The organism is Cytobacillus sp. (assembly GCF_964223445.1).
In the GTDB taxonomy this organism is placed as follows: Bacteria; Bacillota; Bacilli; order Bacillales; family Cytobacillaceae; genus Cytobacillus.
Genome location: NZ_CAXQGS010000083.1, coordinates 25,690 through 44,774 on the forward strand (window position 1 = coordinate 25,690; position 19,085 = coordinate 44,774).

At 42.9% G+C, this 19,085-nt stretch carries 22 protein-coding genes; 18 read left to right on the top strand and 4 right to left on the bottom strand.

The annotated features are described in order from the left end of the window. Positions 1-6 precede the first annotated feature (6 nt). Positions 7-1,506: an FAD-dependent tricarballylate dehydrogenase TcuA gene (gene tcuA, locus ACEQ1T_RS15375; RefSeq protein ID WP_370223630.1), complete on the bottom strand. Its 1,500-nt coding sequence runs from the start codon at positions 1,504-1,506 to the stop codon at positions 7-9. 123 nt (positions 1,507-1,629) lie between these two features. On the opposite strand from tcuA, the gene ACEQ1T_RS15380 reads away from it, so the two are divergent. Together ACEQ1T_RS15380 and spoIID are read left to right on the top strand one after the other, a co-directional pair. Beyond that, on the top strand, positions 1,630-2,487 hold the full coding sequence (locus tag ACEQ1T_RS15380) for a LysR family transcriptional regulator (RefSeq protein WP_206840667.1): 858 nt from the start codon (positions 1,630-1,632) through the stop codon (positions 2,485-2,487). A 105-nt stretch (positions 2,488-2,592) separates the two neighbouring features. Beyond that, positions 2,593-3,624, top strand: coding sequence for a stage II sporulation protein D (gene spoIID, locus ACEQ1T_RS15385; protein WP_206840666.1), 1,032 nt, complete (start codon positions 2,593-2,595; stop codon positions 3,622-3,624). Between the two features lie 33 nt (positions 3,625-3,657). Here spoIID and ACEQ1T_RS15390 read toward each other — a convergent pair whose 3' ends face one another. After that, positions 3,658-4,077 (bottom strand): VanZ family protein, encoded by a 420-nt coding sequence (locus tag ACEQ1T_RS15390; RefSeq protein WP_370223634.1) that lies wholly within the window; start codon positions 4,075-4,077, stop codon positions 3,658-3,660. Positions 4,078-4,220: 143 nt separating this feature from the next. Here ACEQ1T_RS15390 and ACEQ1T_RS15395 point away from each other — a divergent pair, with 143 nt between their 5' ends. The 7 genes from ACEQ1T_RS15395 (at position 4,221) to ACEQ1T_RS15425 (ending at position 11,208) form a co-directional block, all read left to right on the top strand. Then, positions 4,221-5,186: a peptidoglycan DD-metalloendopeptidase family protein gene (locus ACEQ1T_RS15395; RefSeq protein ID WP_370223635.1), complete on the top strand. Its 966-nt coding sequence runs from the start codon at positions 4,221-4,223 to the stop codon at positions 5,184-5,186. 143 nt (positions 5,187-5,329) lie between these two features. Then, positions 5,330-5,935, top strand: coding sequence for a pyroglutamyl-peptidase I (locus ACEQ1T_RS15400; protein WP_370223638.1), 606 nt, complete (start codon positions 5,330-5,332; stop codon positions 5,933-5,935). Positions 5,936-6,246: 311 nt separating this feature from the next. Then, complete coding sequence (locus ACEQ1T_RS15405) at positions 6,247-6,429, top strand: hypothetical protein (RefSeq protein WP_206840658.1); 183 nt, start codon at positions 6,247-6,249, stop codon at positions 6,427-6,429. Between the two features lie 146 nt (positions 6,430-6,575). Further along, entirely contained in the window at positions 6,576-6,878 is a 303-nt protein-coding gene (locus ACEQ1T_RS15410; protein WP_019380636.1) for a DUF4212 domain-containing protein, read from the top strand. A gap of 87 nt (positions 6,879-6,965) precedes the next feature. Continuing rightward, positions 6,966-8,636, top strand: a complete 1,671-nt coding sequence (locus tag ACEQ1T_RS15415; RefSeq protein WP_370223640.1) for a sodium:solute symporter family protein — start codon at positions 6,966-6,968, stop codon at positions 8,634-8,636. Next, the gene (locus ACEQ1T_RS15420; RefSeq protein WP_370223674.1) at positions 8,617-10,524 is read left to right on the top strand and encodes a DUF294 nucleotidyltransferase-like domain-containing protein; all 1,908 of its coding nucleotides are present in this window, start codon (positions 8,617-8,619) and stop codon (positions 10,522-10,524) included. Before ACEQ1T_RS15415 ends, ACEQ1T_RS15420 begins: the two co-directional genes overlap by 20 nt. 21 nt (positions 10,525-10,545) lie before the next feature. Further along, positions 10,546-11,208: a PolC-type DNA polymerase III gene (locus tag ACEQ1T_RS15425; protein ID WP_370223642.1), complete on the top strand. Its 663-nt coding sequence runs from the start codon at positions 10,546-10,548 to the stop codon at positions 11,206-11,208. Between the two features lie 83 nt (positions 11,209-11,291). On the opposite strand, the gene ACEQ1T_RS15430 is transcribed toward ACEQ1T_RS15425, so the two are convergent. Then, complete coding sequence (locus ACEQ1T_RS15430; protein ID WP_370223643.1) at positions 11,292-11,930, bottom strand: LysM peptidoglycan-binding domain-containing protein; 639 nt, start codon at positions 11,928-11,930, stop codon at positions 11,292-11,294. Between the two features lie 692 nt (positions 11,931-12,622). Between ACEQ1T_RS15430 and spoIIID the strand changes: the two genes are divergently transcribed. The 9 genes from spoIIID (at position 12,623) to ACEQ1T_RS15475 (ending at position 18,477) form a co-directional block, all read left to right on the top strand. After that, positions 12,623-12,895, top strand: a complete 273-nt coding sequence (spoIIID, locus tag ACEQ1T_RS15435; protein WP_009332173.1) for a sporulation transcriptional regulator SpoIIID — start codon at positions 12,623-12,625, stop codon at positions 12,893-12,895. Positions 12,896-13,418: 523 nt separating this feature from the next. Continuing rightward, the gene (locus ACEQ1T_RS15440; RefSeq protein WP_206840650.1) at positions 13,419-14,420 is read left to right on the top strand and encodes a rod shape-determining protein; all 1,002 of its coding nucleotides are present in this window, start codon (positions 13,419-13,421) and stop codon (positions 14,418-14,420) included. Between the two features lie 358 nt (positions 14,421-14,778). Further along, complete coding sequence (locus ACEQ1T_RS15445) at positions 14,779-15,618, top strand: flagellar hook-basal body protein (protein ID WP_370223645.1); 840 nt, start codon at positions 14,779-14,781, stop codon at positions 15,616-15,618. A gap of 34 nt (positions 15,619-15,652) precedes the next feature. Further along, entirely contained in the window at positions 15,653-16,480 is an 828-nt protein-coding gene (locus ACEQ1T_RS15450) for a flagellar hook-basal body protein (protein ID WP_370223647.1), read from the top strand. Between the two features lie 17 nt (positions 16,481-16,497). Next, positions 16,498-16,767, top strand: a complete 270-nt coding sequence (locus ACEQ1T_RS15455) for a DNA-directed RNA polymerase subunit beta (protein ID WP_206840645.1) — start codon at positions 16,498-16,500, stop codon at positions 16,765-16,767. 131 nt (positions 16,768-16,898) lie between these two features. Further along, positions 16,899-17,327 carry a 3-hydroxyacyl-ACP dehydratase FabZ gene (gene fabZ / locus ACEQ1T_RS15460; protein WP_370223649.1) on the top strand — a complete coding sequence of 143 codons (429 nt, stop codon included), beginning with the start codon at positions 16,899-16,901 and terminating at the stop codon, positions 17,325-17,327. A 136-nt stretch (positions 17,328-17,463) separates the two neighbouring features. Then, complete coding sequence (locus ACEQ1T_RS15465; RefSeq protein ID WP_370223650.1) at positions 17,464-17,751, top strand: hypothetical protein; 288 nt, start codon at positions 17,464-17,466, stop codon at positions 17,749-17,751. Positions 17,752-17,902: 151 nt separating this feature from the next. After that, positions 17,903-18,304, top strand: a complete 402-nt coding sequence (locus ACEQ1T_RS15470; RefSeq protein ID WP_370223651.1) for a hypothetical protein — start codon at positions 17,903-17,905, stop codon at positions 18,302-18,304. Then, complete coding sequence (locus ACEQ1T_RS15475) at positions 18,304-18,477, top strand: hypothetical protein (RefSeq protein ID WP_370223653.1); 174 nt, start codon at positions 18,304-18,306, stop codon at positions 18,475-18,477. Before ACEQ1T_RS15470 ends, ACEQ1T_RS15475 begins: the two co-directional genes overlap by 1 nt. A gap of 26 nt (positions 18,478-18,503) precedes the next feature. Here ACEQ1T_RS15475 and ACEQ1T_RS15480 read toward each other — a convergent pair whose 3' ends face one another. Next, positions 18,504-18,962 carry a YwpF-like family protein gene (locus ACEQ1T_RS15480; RefSeq protein ID WP_206840643.1) on the bottom strand — a complete coding sequence of 153 codons (459 nt, stop codon included), beginning with the start codon at positions 18,960-18,962 and terminating at the stop codon, positions 18,504-18,506. Positions 18,963-19,085 lie beyond the last annotated feature (123 nt).

Consider the following 19,085-nt stretch of genomic DNA (forward strand, 5'->3'; position numbering starts at 1 on the left):
TTATAGTTATTTAATTGTAGCCCTGGATTGGTTCACTGCGAAGGATGCGGCCTGAGTTCCGGCGACTTTTCCATAAACAGCGCCGGACATTAAGCCTGATCCACCCGGATAGTTTTTATAAAAGATTCCCCCAACCATCTCTCCTGCTGCAAAAAGCCCTGGAATGGGGGTCTGTTCTTTATTTAGTACTTCTCCATCGGTGTTTACATGTAGTCCGCCAAAGGCAAAGGTAATTCCGCATGTAACCGGGAAGGCATAGAAGGGTCCTTTCTCAACCCGCAGTGCCCAGTTTGTTTTTTCAGGAGTGATGCCTGATGTTGATTTTCCATCTTTCACAGACGGATTATAATCACCATTTTGAACAGCATCATTATATTCGTGAAGGGTCTTTAAAAACTGTTCTTTTTCAACAGGAATCAGTTCCGCTAATTCCTCGAGTGTGTCTGCCTTATAAACAGTTGCTTCTTTCAGATTATATTCTTTGCGCAGAAGAGGTCTTACTTGACTATCAAAGATCTGGTAAGCAACATGTCCAGGCTGTTTTAAAATTTCCCGTCCATATTTCGCATAGGTATAGTTCCTGAAATCGGCGCCTTCATCCACAAAGCGGTACCCTTCTTTATTTAACATGATTCCCAGCGGGTATGAATGCTTCTTGAAGATATCGCCTGGCTTTGTGAAATCACCGACCTTTGGAACATTATAGTCTGTACCAATGGAGTGGCATCCTGACCATTCTCCAAATGTTTCGGCTCCAGCCTCAATCGCCATATTGATTCCGTCACCTGTATTGAATTCTGTGCCCCGGACAGCAGCTGCTTCCCACTCAGGTCCTAAATTCCTGGAACGCATTTCTTTATTGGCTTCAAAGCTTCCACAGGCAAGCACGACACTGTTTGCCTCTACGGTAAGTTCTTTCTCTCTTTGCTTAACAACTGCGCCGGTGATTCTGCTGTCTTCCGTCAATAGCTTGGTTGCCTGAGCCTCATACCATATATCAATGCCTGCTTCCTTGGCACGCTGGAAAAGTGCCTTCATTAAGCCAATTCCTTTTTCTTTCGTTTTAACAGGAAGGCCGCCCCAGAAGTGAATTTTATCATCCTTTTTAAATGATTGATTATCATAATTCAGTTCAAATTCAACACCCTGCTCCTTCATCCAGACGATTGTTTCATAAGACTTTGAAACAAGCTGATTTGCCAGCTCCTTATGGCTCTGGCCTTCCGTCACCCTCATTAAATCATTATAATAGTCAGAATCACTGTACTCCGGCATAACAATGTTACCGGCTTCTTCATCTGTCAATAATGGCATGATTCTTCTGATATCGCTTAAATCGTTATAAGCAAAACGGATGGCCCCATCTGTAAAATATGAATTGCCTCCGCGCTTATGTTCAGGACCTTTTTCAAGAACCAGGACGCTTGCACCATTCTCCTTTGCCGAAATTGCCGCACATAGTGCCGCATTGCCGGCTCCCACCACTACTACATCATATTTAGCCATTTTAAGTTCCTCCCGACGAATGTTTACTATTTATAACTTTATTGTAGGGGGAATGGTAAAATAAATGAAATATTGATATTTTATTGTTAACGATAAAAAATTTCTATTTCAATGGAGGCTGAAATGGACGAAAAAGATTGGCTCATCCTGCAGACGATCCATAAAGAACGGAATATTACGAAAGCTGCGGAACAGCTGTATATCTCGCAGCCTTCATTAACATATAGGATTCAACAGCTGGAAAAAGAATTTGCTGTAAAAATCCTATCACGCAGAAAGAGAGGAGTGGATTTTACATCCGAAGGGGAATATTTAGTGGAATATGCCAATAGGATGATTCATCAGCTAAGAGAAACGAAGGATTTTCTCAGCAGCATGGAGGGTGAGGTAAGAGGAGCATTAAGGCTTGGCGTCTCGCAAACGTATGCCAGATATAGATTGCCTGAAATACTGGCTGCATTTCTAATTCAATATCCACAGGTAGACTTGAAGTTAAAAACCGGCTTCAGCTATGAGGTTATCCAAATGATTCAGAAAGAAGAGGCGAATGTTGGCATCGTCCGTGACCCTTATGAGTGGAAGGGGCCAAAAATGTTAATAGATGAAGAGAGAATCTTCCTTGCTTCAAAGGATAAAATCGATTTAGAACAGCTTCCATATCTGCCGAGAATAGATTATAACACCGATCCATCCTTGAAAAATATAATCGATCTTTGGTGGAAGGAAAACTTCGACCTTCCTCCGGCTATTACAATGGAAGTAGATATTATCGATACATGCCGTGAAATGATTCTGAATGGGCTGGGTTATGGAATCCTGCCGGAAATTTGCCTTAAAGGCTGCAAGGATTTAAACACATGGGAATTGAGCTTCAAGGGTGAAAAGCTTTACCGGAAAACATGGCTTGTATTTAATGAAAGTTCAATGGATCTCTCGGCCTCAAAAGCTTTTATCGAATTTATCCGGGGCAGTAAAGCTTAAATTGGATAAATCGCATTCCGGTTCATTAAGTTGTCATAATAGCTTGTCCATAGCCATAAACATGAAATGAGTTCGAATTATTTATTTGCTATGGAGGCTTAAAACATGACAAAATTCAAACCTTTCATCGTACTAGCCGCACTGTTGTTTGCCGTCACGCTCATCGTTCCCGCCCTGCTCGTGATACCCTTTACAGAAGGGAAAGTCAGCGGAAAGCTTGGCGAGGAGCTTCAGACTGAGACCAAGAAAGAGACGGCGGCAGAAATTCCCCAAGGGCCAGCCATAGAGGTAGGGGTCTATCGCCTTGCACAGAAAAAGCTGGAGACGGTTCCGCTTGAAGAGTATATCGTCGGAGTAGTAGCATCGGAAATGCCGGCTGAATTTGAAGAGGAAGCTTTGAAGGCTCAGGCATTGGCAGCAAGGACATTTATTGTTAAGCAGTTAATGAATAAAGATAGCGTTGAACTTCCTGAGGGGGCATTAGTTTACGATACAGTAACCCATCAGGTTTATAAAAATGATGAGGAACTGAGGCAGCAATGGAAACAAGATTATAAGTGGAAAATCGAAAAGGTAAGAGAAGCCGTTACCGAAACCAGAGGTCAGATCCTCACTTTCGATGGCTCACCGATTACAGCTTCCTTCTTTTCAACAAGCAATGGATTTACTGAAAACTCCGAGGCCATCTGGCCAAATTCCGTTCCTTACCTAAAAAGTGTAGAAAGCAAATGGGACCTCCAGTCTCCGAAGTTTAACGGCAGAGAGGTATTCACCGTTCAGGATTTTGAAAGGAAATTGGGGGTGACACTCCCTAATGATAGCACGATAGGAAACGTGACCGAGCGAACAGCCGGCCAGCGGGTCTCAAAAGTGGATATTAACGGGAAAGTAGTCAGCGGAAAAGACATCAGAGAGAAACTGGGCTTGAAATCAACAGACTTTACCTGGGAACGCAAAGGTGACAACATCATTATCAACACCCAGGGCTACGGCCATGGGGTCGGCATGAGCCAATACGGTGCAAATGGCATGGCGGCTGAAGGAAAGAACTACAAAGAAATCGTTGCCCATTATTATAAAGGGGTAGAAGTTGCCGCTTCCGACCAGCTGCTGACGAAAGTCACGGCTAAGAAATAAGCGAAAGAGCTGGTTCATAGAGAATCAGCTCTTTCATGCTGCCCTTTTAAAGAAACCAAGAAGCTTACTAAGCCTTTCAAACTTCCCATAAAAAAGAGCCCTGCTGATAAAATACCAGCATACCGCTACACCGGTAATATCCTTAACAGCGTCAATCACAGCAGCAGACCGGTACGGTACAAATGACTGATGGATCTCATCGAGAATTCCGTAGAAGCACGCAAAAACAGCCAAAAGAATATTCACTCCCGGCGTTAGCTTGCATGCAGTTAAAGCAGCCAAAACCAGAAGAACATACAAAATACCAAACTCAATCAGGTGCATAGATTCTTTTATAAAACGGTCCACCGCCAAATCCGGCAGCTCCACCACTGCATCTGCCGGCATGCTGGACAGGACCCAAATAAGCGCCATATAAAGGATAGGCAGCACACGTATTATCCACTTAACCATCTATCAGAAACTCCTTTTAAAATTTTTACGCAAATCATGCATAATCCGAAAACCTTTGTCGAAAAATAAGCCCAAAAAATTTTTTTTTAGAAATGTATATAATCCTCTCAATCTGTTCAGACTGATTGCTGAGGTGATGATAAATGAGAGAGGAAGAAAAGAAACGATCTTCTCAAGATTCCAGCTTTAAACGCTTTATGAAGAAGCGGTGGGCATTCCCAGCTATCTACATTGCAAGTGCAGCAATCATTCTAACCGGTGTTCTTTGGTATCAGACAAGCGACAACGCTACAGACACTGACAGCTACGATTACGAAGCCACTGATATTACCGGCAAAAAGTACGACGAGCCAGCATTGGAAGTTAACCGCGCAATGGAAAACTTCGTAATGCCTGTCAAAGATCCAGACTCAGCTGTCATTCAAAAACAATTCTATGACTATGACGGCAAGGCTGAAGAACAGGAAGCTGCTCTAGTATTTTACAATAACACATACCATCCGAACACAGGTATTGATATTGCTACCAAGGATGGAGAAACTTTTGATGTCCTTGCTGCATTAAGCGGAAAAGTAACCAAGGTAGAAGAAGATTCACTGTTGGGCAATGTTATTGAAGTGGAGCATGACAAAGGAATTGTAACACAATATCAATCTGTTACAGAGATGAATGTTAAGGTTGGCGACCAGGTAGAACAAGGTGATGCTCTAGCAAAGGCAGGCGAAAGCTTGTTTAATGAAGAAGCAGGCGTACATGTACACTTTGAAATCCGCAAGGACGGAATGCCGGTCAATCCGCTTGATTACTTCAATAAGCCGCTTAGCTCTTTACAGGAGTTAGATACAACTGACAAAGCAAATGCTGAAGAAAACAGCGGTGCAACTGAAGAAAACGACGAAGCTGCTCCTTCTGAGGACAAGTCAACAGAAGAGTCCGGCAAAACGGAAGACGAAGGTTCTGCTGAAGAACCTGCAGATGAAAATGCAGGAAATACGGAAGAAGACGAGTCTGCTGATACAGAAGAAGACCCAGCTGGAACTTCTGAAGACGAAGGTCAAACTGACGACCAAGTTGAAGAAGACTCTGCAACTGAATCAACTGACGCCTAATAATAGGGAGTCTGCCGAAATGGCGGGCTCTTTTTTGGTGACAGGTACCATCCGATTTTTGTCGAATTAACATTTTTTCGACAATTCTGCCATCATCCTGTATAATATTTCGAAAAACGAAGAGTTATATAGGGGGAGAAAGTATGAAGAAGCTTCTATTAACCGGATTTGAGCCTTTTCTTGATTTTCCAATCAATCCGACGGAAAAGATTGTGAATGCATTGAATGGCAAAGCTGTTGGAAACTATGAAATTATGGGACACCTTTTGCCGGTGGATTTTAATCTTGCACCTAAGAAAATAGCAGAGGAAGTAATGGAGAAAAAAACGGATGCAGTGATTTCTCTCGGACTGGCTGCAGGCCGCACAGCCATCACACCGGAAAGAATTGCAATCAATTGCCAGGATGGGGAGCCGGACAATAGCGGAGTTGCCCCTGAAGACAAACTGATAGAGGAAAATGGCCCCGATGGCTATTTTTCAACCCTTCCGATCCGCCGGATGGTTAATAGACTTAAAGAAGAGGGATTTCCTGCATCAATCTCAAACACAGCGGGGACTTATCTATGCAATAACGTTATGTATTCCGTGCTCCATCTGCTGAAATCCGCAAACATTGAAGCACCGGCGGGTTTTGTGCATATTCCTGCTTCCCACGCACTGGCAGCAGCAGGCAAAAAGAGCATGGCAAGCTGGTCAGATGCAGATTTGCTGGAAGCCATTACTATTATTATCAAAGAATTGGATTAAAGAGCCGGACAGGCTCTTTTTTTTTGCGGAGTATTTATTATCACTATAGTGTTTTCCTCTAATGCCCTAAAGTTTCTGCCAACCAGGCTTATTGGATAAAACCCTTAAGCATCAACGGAGCAATGGGTCACTTTTAAAAAAATTAATTATATTTCCAGCATGTACTTGACCTGGAAATGATTTTTGTACATAATGAAGTATGAATTTTCTTAAAATTAAGTGAAGTCAGAAAACAACTTAGTCGCCTGTTTTCAAACTTAAAGCGGAAAGCAGAAAAAAATGACAGCGCTTTCTAAAAAGGAGGAACCAAATTGCTTACGTTAGTGTCTATGATGGTCATTACAGGGATTTGCCTTTTTCTTGCTTTAAGAAAGAAAAGGCCGATCTTCCTGGCAGTTCCATTTCTATCAATCTTTGCTTACTTCCTCGTTCAAATCATTCTTGTTCCCGCACCTTTCATGGATACAGTCAAATTTATTTTCAGTTTAAGGTAATGGTTTTGTCCGGGTCCGGATAACGGATCCGGTGAAATAGCAGCGATTTAGCTGCAGATAACCAATAAAGGAGTGATTCCTGATAATAAAGCCTGTTAATCAGAATCAAGAGTGGTGAATTTATCATTTTTACCGGGGGTGGAGTTTTGAAAAAAATTGATAAAAAAGTAGCGGACAGTTATTTCCGCGAAAAGACTCGGAATATGATCATTTATTTTGCTATTGGATTTCTTGCCTCTTTTGGCGTGGTCTTTTTTGCAGAACCATTAAGCGATATTTCGATTAACGGATTTCCATTCCATTACTTTATGGGCGCACAGGGAGCTGTACTGACCTTTATCATTCTGCTGTTCGTTAATGCCAAAATGGGGGATGCCATTGACCGGAAATATGGAATTGATGAAAACAAAAATGAACAAATCAGTTCAGGGAAGGTCCTTGATCATTAAGAAAAATGAGCGGCTGTTCAAGCCGCCGCTATAACAGAGATAAAAGGGGCGTCATTAAAAATTTGTCCGTAAAAAAGGGGGATGTCTTTGGATACGCAATTCTTGGTCTCATTATCCATTATTCTAGCTACATTTGCTTTGTATATTGGCATAGCCATCTATAATAAGGCAAAAGAGACATCGGAGTTCTATGTTGCAGGCCGCGGGGTGCCGCCAGTCTTTAATGGAATGGCAATAGGCGCCGACTGGATGAGTGCCGCTTCCTTTATCGGGATGGCGGGAACGATCATGCTCCTGGGCTATGACGGTCTTGCCTATATTATGGGCTGGACGGGCGGATATCTGCTTTTAACCTTCCTATTGGCGCCACAGCTGCGGAAATATGGCCGCTACACGGTTCCTGAATTCATAGGTGACCGGTTTGACAGCCACACAGCCCGTGTGATTGCAGCCCTTTGTACGATCATCATCAGCTTCACCTATTCGATTGGCCAGCTTTCCGGTTCAGGAGTGGTTATTGGCCGCCTGTTCGAAATTGATGCGAAACTTGGAACTATGATCGGTGTCGTTCTGATTGCCTTTTATGCTGCATTCGGCGGCATGAAAGGAATTACTTGGACACAGGTTGCTCAGTATGTCATTCTGATTATCGCTTATATCATTCCAGTCGTTTTCATGTCCCTTCAAATCACAGGAAACCCGGCGCCATGGCTTTCATATGGAGAGCTTGTAGGCAAAATGGGTGAGCTCGACCGGGAGCTTGGAATCTCTGAATATTTTGCGCCATTTACAAATGGAACGAAATGGCAGTTCCTAGCCCTTATGTTTACACTGATGGCTGGTACAGCCGGACTTCCGCACGTAATTGTCCGCTTTTATACGGTATCCACGATGAAAGCCGCACGCTGGTCTGGAGCATGGGCATTGCTGTTTATCGGCTTGCTTTATCTGTCTGCACCTGCCTACGCTGCATTCTCCCGTTTCATTTTAATGACACAGGTTGCCGGCAGCAAAATTACAGAACTGCCTGCCTGGACGAAAACATGGGTTGATACAGGCAAGCTGCAAGTCGCTGATGGCAATGGCGATGGCGTGCTGCAATGGAATGAACTCATTATCTCGAATGATATTGTCGTTATGGCAACACCTGAGATTGCCAATCTTGGCATGTTTGTCATTGGTCTTGTGGCAGCGGGGGCAATGGCTGCTGCATTATCAACAGCCGGCGGTTTGATGATTGCGATATCTTCTGCGTTTGCCCATGATATTTTTTACCGCGTGCTAAAACCGAATTCAACTGAAAAGACACGTCTTTCTGTTGCTCGCTGGTCCATTGTAATCGCCACTCTTTTGGCCGGCCTTATTGCACTTAATCCTCCAGGAGCGATTACGCAAATTGTTGCCTGGGCATTCGCGCTCGCGACAGGAACATTCTTCCCTGCGCTTGTTCTGGGTGTCTGGTGGAAGCGTTCAAACTCACAGGGCGTCATTGCCGGCTTGCTGGTCGGATTAGGTGTAACTTTGGCTTATATCTTTGCTGCTAAATATGGCGGCTTTACCATCCTGGGTATCATTGATACAGGCGCTGGTGTGTTTGGTGCTGCTGCTGCATTTGCAGCTAATATCATTGTTTCTCTTATGACAGCTGCTCCTTCGCAAAAAATTCAGGAGGAGGTTATGGATCTTCGCTATCCGGAGCAAATGGTCTATAAAGATGGTGAAGTATGGATGAACGATGATGGATCAAAATCTGTATAATCTATACCGTTTGGAGGCTGTGCGGCTTCACCCCTTTTTTCAAGGGGTGGAATCTGACACAGCCCTTTCACTTCTATCGTTATGTGAAGTCCGCCGCTATGGGAAAAATGACATTATCCTGAAAAAAGATAAACAGCGTGAAGGCCTTCTGCTCATTTTAGAAGGTCTTTCAGAGGTATTGGTAAAAAATGAACACAATGGACGGGAAGAAGTGCTTGAAGTAGTCCAGGCAGGGGAATTGATTGGTTTTTCCAGTCTTGCCGATTTCCTTGGAGTTTCCAAACAGATTGATACAGAGTCAATGGTCGAAGTCAAAGCCTCCAGCGAGGTAAGGGCGATGTTTATTCCGTTTGAAGTGGTGAGAAAAAGATGGGATGACCCTTCTGTTCATGATTACTTGCTGACGCAGGCAGCCATCAGATTGAAAGATGTTTACGCATCACTTGCAGAACAGGTAAAGCGCGCGACAGATTTTGGAGAAAATGATGCATTCATGGTCAGGGTTCAGGATGTCATGAGTACTGAAGCAGCGGCAGTTGGTCCGGCCGCAACCATTCAGGAAGCCGCTAAATTAATGCATAGCAGGAAAATTAGTTCGGTCCTTGTTGCAGATAATGATTGCTTAATAGGGATTATTACGGAAAGAGATGTAGTGGAAAGAGTCGCAGCTAAAGGTGCAGATTTATCATCTCAAGCAAGAACCATTATGACGGAAAACCCAGTCACGATATCAAGGTTTGCATATTACTATGATGCCCTTTCACTGATTCTGTTAAAGGGCGTCAAACACCTTCCTGTCATGGAAGATTCCAAGGTGGCGGGGATTGTGACACTATCAGATTTGCTGAGAAAGAAAAACGAGAATGTGATGAAGACAGTTCTAAAAATTGAAAAAGCCGACCGGGGCAGCCTTCCGCAAATCAAAACCGGCATCTATGACATTATTGATTCTTTAATAAGGGACCGTGTTCCCATATTAAAAATACTTGAAATCATTACAAAGCTATACGATCGCCTTACAGGCAGAATTATTGCTCTTTCTATTTCTGAACTGGTAGAAAAAGGTTTGCAGCAGCCATGCGAATTTGCTTTCTATCAAATGGGCTCAAGCGGCCGTGGAGAACAGTTCATGCTCACAGATCAGGACCATTTCCTGGTTTATGAGAATCATTCAGAGGATGCCTCGGCATTTTTTGATGTGCTGGGAAAAAGAATTACTTCTAATATGGAAGCGGCTGGCTATGCACGCTGCAAAGGACTCATGATGTGCAGTGAACAAAAATGGCGGGGTTCGCTGGCAGATTGGGAGGAGCGGCTGCGGACATGGATGCTTCAATCAACAAATGACCATTTATTATTAGCGCAAAATTTCTTCTCCTATCGGCTAATTGCGGGGAGTGAAGGGCTGCATGCGAAATTTGAAGCACAGTCTGCGAAGCAGATAAAAAGGTCCAGAATTTTTTTATACCGGCTGGCACAGCTGGAAAAGGAACATTCCATTCCCACCCTGGACCAGCCGATCCGGTCCCTATTCAAGCTGCATCGAAAAAGCATGGATATGAAAAAAGAGGTTCTATTTCCCTATCACCATAGTTTGCAGATACTGTCACTTATGCATGGAAAAATATCAGGCACCCCACTTGAAAAAATAGATTTCCTGAAGGATAGGCAGGTATTCTCAAAGGAGTTTGCACACGATTTGAAGGAAGCAGTAAGTACTATTATGACCTTGTATGTAACCCAGCGCTGGCAGCAGGAAAAATCAGGTGCCGCTCTCTCTTCCGTTGTCTCATTTACAAGAATGTCTACCCGCGAAAAAGAAGAATTGATTCTAAGCTTAAAGACATTAAGGGAGCTGCAGAGTCAGGCAATTGCTGGATTCTCTTAATATCTCTGAAAGGAGGCTGGTATGTTTTTTCTCAGAAAAAATGTGACATGTTCCTTAACATATGAAAACATTCCATTATCAACGCCGCTTGAAGATCTGAATTTTATTGTATTTGATACTGAAACTACAGGATTCCAAGTTTCTGCGGCAGACAGGATCATTGAGATCGGCGCCGTTCCGGTAAAAGGGCTTCAAGTGCAGGAAAAGGACCTATTTCAGACATATGTTAACCCAAACCGACAAATTTCTCGGGGAATAAAAGAATTAACCTCTATTTCCGATGAGATGGTAAAAGATGCCCCGCAGGCCTTGGAAGCTATTCAGAGCTTTTTTGACTATGTCGAATCCAGGGAAGCAGTATGCCTGGTTGGCCATTATGTAAGCTTTGATGCACTTGCTCTCAAAAGTGAATTTAAACGCGAAAGGCTTGCTTTAAAAAGGTTCCTGACCATTGACACGCTGGATTTGATTGGCTTTATCGCCCCGTCCTACGATATGCGCGATCTTGAGAGGTATGCCATGGCATTCGGCACCCGCATATATGACCGCCATAGTGCAGCAGGGGATGCTTTAACTGCAGCTTACTTATTTGTTGAATTGCTTTTTCAATTTCAGCAGAGGGGACATAAAACCTTGGGGGAATTGATTAATGCAACTGACAGTCTAATGAGATCCCTTTTTTAATGACTGTGGTTGGAATGTTGGTGAGCGGGTGGGTGATATGGATTAACCAATGGAAAGCCGGCAGAATGCGGCTTTCCATGCCTTTATTGTATATCGATCAGTGAACCGCCCTTATATACCACCAGGACTTCTTTTCCTGACATTTTTTGATAGGTCTGTGCTGTTCCATAGGGTACCCTCAATGTGAAATAATCATCCCCGTTTTTAAATTCCACCGTGAAATTGTCTGCGGCACCAGTGATGCCTGCTTTTATTCTGGATATGTCACCTTTAATGGTCAATTTCTGATTGATGAGTACCATATCACTTTTTAACTTGTTCAATGTTTTCAATTCATTGACATTCATGCGGTAGCGCTTTGCGATCCCCCATAGTGTATCGCCGGGCACAACGGTATAAACAGCTGTCTCGTTATTAAAGGGTTCTTCTGTATGGCGCTCAGTCCGGACCTCCAATGATTGGCCTGGATGAATCGTGTCAGACCTAAGGCGGTTAACCGCTTTCAATTCTTTAACAGTCATATCATGTTCTCTGGAGATTTTATATAAAGTATCTCCCTGCTTCACTTTGTAGGTGCCTGTTAATGCCTGAGCTTCTTTTGCTGAAGAGCTGAAACCGGCTGATGCAATTACTGCAGCAAAAACGGTGCTGGCTGCCGCCATTCCTCTTGCTTTTATCTTCTTTCTTTTATCATTTAGAATCCTTTCCTTGCGTGTTTGCATACTATGCTCATCCTATCTTTTGGAATATTGTGGTTTCATAACCAATTAAATGAATTGTTTTCCGAAAAAAATAGTACGGTATTAATATCCGCTTCACAATAGGGAGGAGTTCCTGGCTCTTTTCCCTTGTTTCCGAAAATGCATATAGTTCAATCCGCTCTGTAATTCCTAGATATATGAAATTATCTGCTGCTAAGGAATTTGTTTATTGGCTTGGAAATGAATTACCCGGTAATGGTGGATTTTGTCGAATATGCTGGAAAAGTCCTGAACCTTATCAATGGAACAATTAAAATTAGGAAAGTTGTCACTGGTCTTTAGACTGCTTAATTTTCAAATACCCCAAAGAATTATTTGAAAACATTTCTAATTTTTGGCCTCCAGATGTCCTATTTTCAAAAAATTTACACAAAACCTTGTCCCTATTGTGTTTTTCGTGCATATTACCTCAACCAAGCTAATAAACTGTTACAAACCTTACAAAGAGAATGTATGAGGTGAGGGATCGTTTTACTAAACTAATGAATATGTTGAGGACATGTTTAATTTTCGCAAGCTGAAAGCAAGCCTTTCGGGCGCATGCACGATTAAGTTCATTTAATCAGGAAACCATGCGGAATACAGTTGAAGACCAGACAGAAAGCGAGTCTCATTTCACACTTCTCACATCCAAATTGGGGAGGGCGAGTGGTGTGCACGATTACATCAAAGAGAGAACTATCAAGATTGGAAAGTATATCGTGGAGACGAAAAAAACGGTTCGCGTAATCGCGAAGGAGTTTGGCGTATCCAAAAGTACAGTCCATAAAGACTTGACGGAAAGATTACCTGAAATCAATCCTGAACTGGCAAACGAAGTAAAGGAAATCCTGGATTATCATAAATCGATCCGCCATCTGCGCGGCGGTGAAGCCACTAAAATGAAATACAAAAAAGAGGAAATGGAAGAAGAGCCAGTTAAATGAAAAGAATTAAAAAGCGCCGATAAAGGCGTCAAAGGCTAAAGACTGCCGTTTTTAGCTGTACCATGGCAATTTTTCTTTTGCTGTACATGATGAACCTTCATGCGGCTCCGGGGGCTAAAAGATCATAAGCTGTTTCCATGGCCTGAACCAAGGCTTTGCTCTATGGATTTAAGCCCCTTCCTAAGTCGCCTGCATCTATTTCCCCATTTCGACAAAAACCCTCAAAAAGTCTCACAAAATCTGTCAAAATGTTACTGCTTTCACAAGGAATGTGTTAAAATATAAAATTAGGATAGGACTTGGTTCGTAAAGACTAGGACTCCTAAAGAGAACGCCGGGCAAAATCATTTCTTTTTATAAAGAACTGATTTTTTTTGCGCGGCTTAAACTGCTGTTACGAATAATGACTTGAACATCTAACTAAAAAATTAATAAGCGAAGTTCGCTTTAAGAATGCCTAAATAGAGAGAGCCTTCAAAGGTGCGGACAGAAGCTGGCCATTTTGCAAGGAGGAAAAAAAGAAATGTTTGCTAGGGATATTGGGATTGATTTAGGAACTGCCAACGTGCTAATCCACGTTAAAGGTCGCGGAATTGTGCTGAATGAACCATCTGTAGTTGCGATTGATAAAAATACAAACAAAGTACTGGCCGTAGGAGAAGAGGCACGCCGCATGGTCGGACGTACGCCAGGGAACATTGTGGCAATCCGCCCGCTAAAAGACGGGGTTATTGCCGACTTTGATGTGACAGAAGCGATGCTGAAGCATTTTATCAACAAACTGAATGTTAAAGGTTTCTTATCAAAGCCGCGCATTTTGATTTGCTGCCCGACAAATGTTACAGGTGTTGAGCAGAAGGCGATTAGGGAAGCTGCTGAAAAAAGCGGCGGCAAAAAGGTATATCTTGAAGAAGAACCAAAGGTTGCGGCAATCGGAGCCGGCATGGATATCTTCCAGCCGAGCGGAAACATGGTTGTCGATATCGGAGGCGGTACAACAGACGTGGCGGTTTTATCAATGGGAGACATCGTTACGTCTTCATCCATAAAGATGGCCGGAGATAAATTCGACAACGAAATCCTTCAATATATTAAAAAAGAGTACAAGCTTCTAATCGGTGAAAGAACGGCCGAAAATATTAAAGTAACCATTGGGACGGTTTTTCCTGGCGGCAAAAATGAGGAAATGGAAATCCGCGGCCGTGACATGGTGTCAGGTCTTCCAAGAACAATTACAGTTCGTTCCGATGAAGTTCAGGGTGCTCTGGCTGAATCCGTTGAAGTCATCGTACAGGCTGCTAAAAGCGTGCTTGAACGCACTCCGCCTGAACTGTCTGCAGACATCATTGACCGCGGGGTTATTTTGACAGGAGGCGGCGCTCTTCTTCACGGAATCGACCAGCTTCTGGCTGAAGAGCTGAAAGTACCTGTCTTAATTGCCGAAAACCCGATGGACTGCGTTGCCGTTGGAACTGGCATCATGCTTGATAATATTGATAAGCTTCCGAAGAAGAAGCTTATATAATCGTGAGGAACCCGTCTTTTGGCGGGTTTTTCTTTTTGGAACAGCTCAAACGGTGTTTGGCGCGAAGTGACCGATAAATTGAAAAAGTGGCTGATAAAATCCAAATCAGACCGATATCCGCGAAAATGTTCCGATAAAAATGAATTCTGACCGATAAACTAGCCAAAAGACCGATATCTGAAAAATAAATAGTGTAGTTATCTATTGTAAACTTTCTCCCATTCCAGCCGATTAAAAAAAGGTACAGCTTTTTTCAAAATCTGACTCAATTCTTCAAATTTTTAATGTTTATTGTCGGAAAGTTTCTTATAATAGAGGTAAATAGATGTTCGGAATGGCAATTTAGAGGTGATTAAAGATGTTTAGAGGTTTCTACACGGCTGCTTCCGGGATGCTGGCGCAGCAGCGGAGGACAGAAGTACTGACAAATAATATGGCCAATGCCAATACGCCAGGCTTTAAAGCAGATCAGACGATCCTGAGAGCTTTTCCGGAGATGCTTCTGCAGCTCATGGGCCAGCAGACAGTTCCAACCGAGAAAGGCCTTAATCTTCCCTTAAATCAGGAAGTGGGCAGCCTTAATACAGGGGTCTATATGCAGGAGACAATTCCGTCTTTCATGCAGGGAGATATGAATGAAACAGGTCTGAATACGGACCTGGCCTTGCTTGATCTTAATCTGCCTGTTAATCCGGAGACCGGCTTAAGAGGGTCCGTCTTTTATACAGCAGAAGGCAATAATGGCGAGCCGCGCTATACCAGGAATGGGAATTTTACCATTGACGGCGGGGGCTACTTAACGACAGCAAGCGGATTATATATTCTGGATGATGCGGGTGAACGGATTCAGCTTTCCAGTGACCGGTTTACAGTGAGTGAAGATGGTCTGATTACAGGAGAAGCAGGTGAAACAGCGAGGTTGGGCATTATGTATGCACAAAATCCTGAAAGCCTGCGTAAAGAGGGTGACGGACTGTTTGCAGTGACAGAAGAGAGCGTCCTTGAAAATGCCTATAATGCACAGAATGTCCAATTCAAGCTGCAGCAGGGCTATTTGGAGCGTTCCAATGTAGATGCTTCCCGGACGATGACTGATATGATGACCGCCTATCGCTCATTTGAAGCAAACCAAAAGGTCCTTCAGGCTTATGACCGCAGTATGGAGAAAGCCGCAAATGAAATTGGACGGATCGGGTAATGTCCAGCGGCAGACCCGCTAAGGGGGAAAAACAATGAATAGAACCATGATCACGGCAACGAATACTCTGGCCCAGCTGCAGAAGCAAATGGATATTGTCAGCCATAATGTGGCAAACATTGATACAGCGGGCTATAAAAGAAGAGAAGCCAATTTTACCGATTTGCTTTTTCAGCAGTTCAATAATCAGCGGAATGCGAATGCGGAGACAGCAAGACTAACACCTGCAGGCATCAGGCAAGGAGTAGGCGCAAAGATGGCGCAGTCCCAAATCGTCATGAAGCAGGGTGCTTTAAAGGCAACCGAACGGCCGCTTGATCTTGCCCTCACAAAGGAAGGGCAGTATTTCCGAGTGCTCGAGCAGACAGAAGACGGAGCAGCTGTGCGTTTTACCAGAGCGGGTGCCTTTTATTTAACTCCGGTTTCGGAGAATGAGACTATGCTTGTGACGGGTGACGGACTTCCTGTTCTTGATGAAAATAATAATTCGATTATAATAAATGGACAAGCTAAAAATTTTAAAGTGACCGAAACAGGGAGCTTTTTGGCAGAAGAAGCCAATGGTTCCATCCAGGAATTCAATCTTGGAGTGGTTCTGATAAACAAGCCTCAATTCCTGGAGCAAAAAGGGGATAATCTTCTTGGTCTTCCTGATGGAGCTGACGGGGATGGGATCTTTACTGAGCTGAATGGTGCGCTCCGCGGCCAGATAGGAATGGCCCAGGGCTCCCTTGAACAATCCAATGTGGATATGTCCAAGGAAATGACAGATTTGATTAACCTGCAGCGGGCATATCAATTTCAGTCAAGATCTGTCTCCATGGCTGATCAAATGATGGGGCTGATCAACGGAATACGTTAGGTAAAAGGGGAAATAAAATGTCAGTAAACAACAGTAATCAAGAAGCAGTCAAGACGCGTGAACAACTGAAGAAAGAACGCAGCAAAGAAGAATCACCGCGTAAAGGGCGGGTTCGCATTCGCCTCATTCCGATCTGGCTTCGGATTATTATTGTCGTGCTTTTAATTTTCCTGAGCGTTACGGCCGGAGCCGCAGTCGGATATGGAGTCATCGGCGGCGGGGAAGTAAAAGATATTTTTACAAAGTCCACCTGGATGCATATTGTGGATTTGATTGAAAAAGAATAAGAAAAAAATGAAGAGGAGGGCGATGATGCCCTTCTTTTTTGTTTCCGCTTTGCGTCCAAGCGATTTTTTAGTAAAATAAATATAAGCTATTATTAGTATCTGGTACTAAATACTGTAGGGGAGCGATACATATGAAATTGAATGTAGAAGAAATTAAAGAAATAATTCCTCACCGATACCCATTTCTGTTTGTGGATTCCATTGAAGAGCTTGAGCCTGGAAAAAGAGCCGTCGGCAAAAAGAATGTAAGTGCCAATGAGGAAGTGTTTAATGGGCATTTCCCAAATTACAATGTATTTCCAGGATGCCTGACGCTTGAAGCCTGTGCGCAGACAGGTGCTGTTGCCCTGCTGTCACTGGATGAATATAAAGGAAAACTTGCCTTTTTTGCCGGTGTGGAGAAATGCCGCTGGAAACGCCAGGTGCGCCCAGGTGATACACTCATCATGGAAGTCGAACTGCTCTCCGTCCGCAGAGGAATCGGAAAAGGAAAAGCTCTTGCGACTGTAGAGGGCGAAGTGGCAATGGAAGCTGAAATTATGTTTGCAATTGAAAGGTAATGATATAAGAAATCCCGTACGGAGCGTGCGGGATTTTTTCTGTAAAAAAATATGCAAGTTGTTTCGGTTTTTGGGAAATATAAAGGAAGACCAATGCAGCAGGTCAACAATACACCTTATGAAAGGAGCTTTTACGATGAATAAAAAGCTTTTAACACTTATCGGAGGATCCGTTCTTTCCGCCATGCTACTAGCAGGATGTGCCACAGATAACCAGGAGCCGCCGCCGGAAGACGACACAATCACTGAAGAAAATGGTGATGTAAATGATGGCGACATGACTAATGATCTGAATGAAAATACAGATGACAACGACATCAACACAGATGATGACGGCGACATGATGGAAGACAACAACGAGCCGGGCGAAGATGCAATCGAAGATAACAAAGATATGCAGGATAAGAATAATAAAGATCAGTAATAAAGGAAGGACAGGGTGATCCTGTCCTTTTCTTGCGTTTAAATTATGGTTTTGTTACCATATATTGTACACGTCTTTCGGTATTGCAATTATGATATATTAAAAATAAGAATAATTTATAGAGGAAATATTATGATGGGGGGTAACTAGGTTGGCGTTTAAAGATCTTTCCCAAGGGACTAAAATAAGCATTTCCCGTTCGATAACTACATCGTTCGAATCGTATATGAACAGAATTAACTGGGATGAAGACAAATTTAATATGCAAAGCTTTGTTGAGGAATGGCGTGAATACATAAATAAACATGCTTCATGGTACAATCAGGTTAGCGAAGAAACAAAAGCTGATCCTGCTTTCCATGGGGAGCTGGCTGAAAAAATAAATGAGGTTATTAATAAAATCCTTTCTGAAAAACCTGCACAGACACAAATGGAGGAAATTAATGAACTCCAGCAAGAGCTTGGCGAAGAATATGATTATTCCTGTAAAATGGAAGCAAAATATGTCATCGAGAAACTTAAGAGTGAGTTAAAAAAAAAGCAGAACAATTAATGCCTGCTGAAGAGGAAGATCTAAAGCTTGCCTCCATTCTTTATTACCAGGCATATCAGGAAGAATTTCCGATAAACAGCTATAGAAAGCAGGATATTGAATACATAATCCAGCAGCTGAACATAAAGCTTACAGAAGGCAAGGAAGTATTTGAAAGCTGCATACTTCATTAAAAATTAATATAGATAAAAAACTCCCGTCATGATTGAGCGGGAGTTTCTTTATTTTCCTTTTTTGCAGCAGCCAGGCGCGGCTTGCTTTGCATTTTTATTTTAAATTCATCAAGCAGGCTGTCTCCAATAAAGCCTTTGTCCAAGAGGTCCTGAAGCAGAAGTTCGGCATAATCATTTTTCGTTCTTTTGAGTGATCCTTCAAAAAGAATGCTGATATGGTTTTCCAGTTCATTGATAGAGGTAATTTTAGTTTGGAATGCGGCTGGATCGTTTTCTTTTTTCGTAATAACAACTTGGATGGTCAGCTCGTCCTTGTCATCAGCGCGCTTTTTGAAGTACTCAAGATAGGATTTATCAATAAATGCCTCCAGGAGCCAGTTGCTCTTCTCGTCTTCTTTATTGATTATCAACCCATCATCCAGTTCAATATCAATCAGGCCATTTTTTTCCACCAATTGCAGAGAAACAAGTTTAAATGTTTTCATGGCTTACCTCCATCTCTAAAATAAGTTGTCTATAAAAAATTATAACACAGGCCAAACTGAAAGCGAATTTGACAGATTGTCGAATTTCCTTTTTGTATATGTTGAAAATAAGATTTTCGGGGG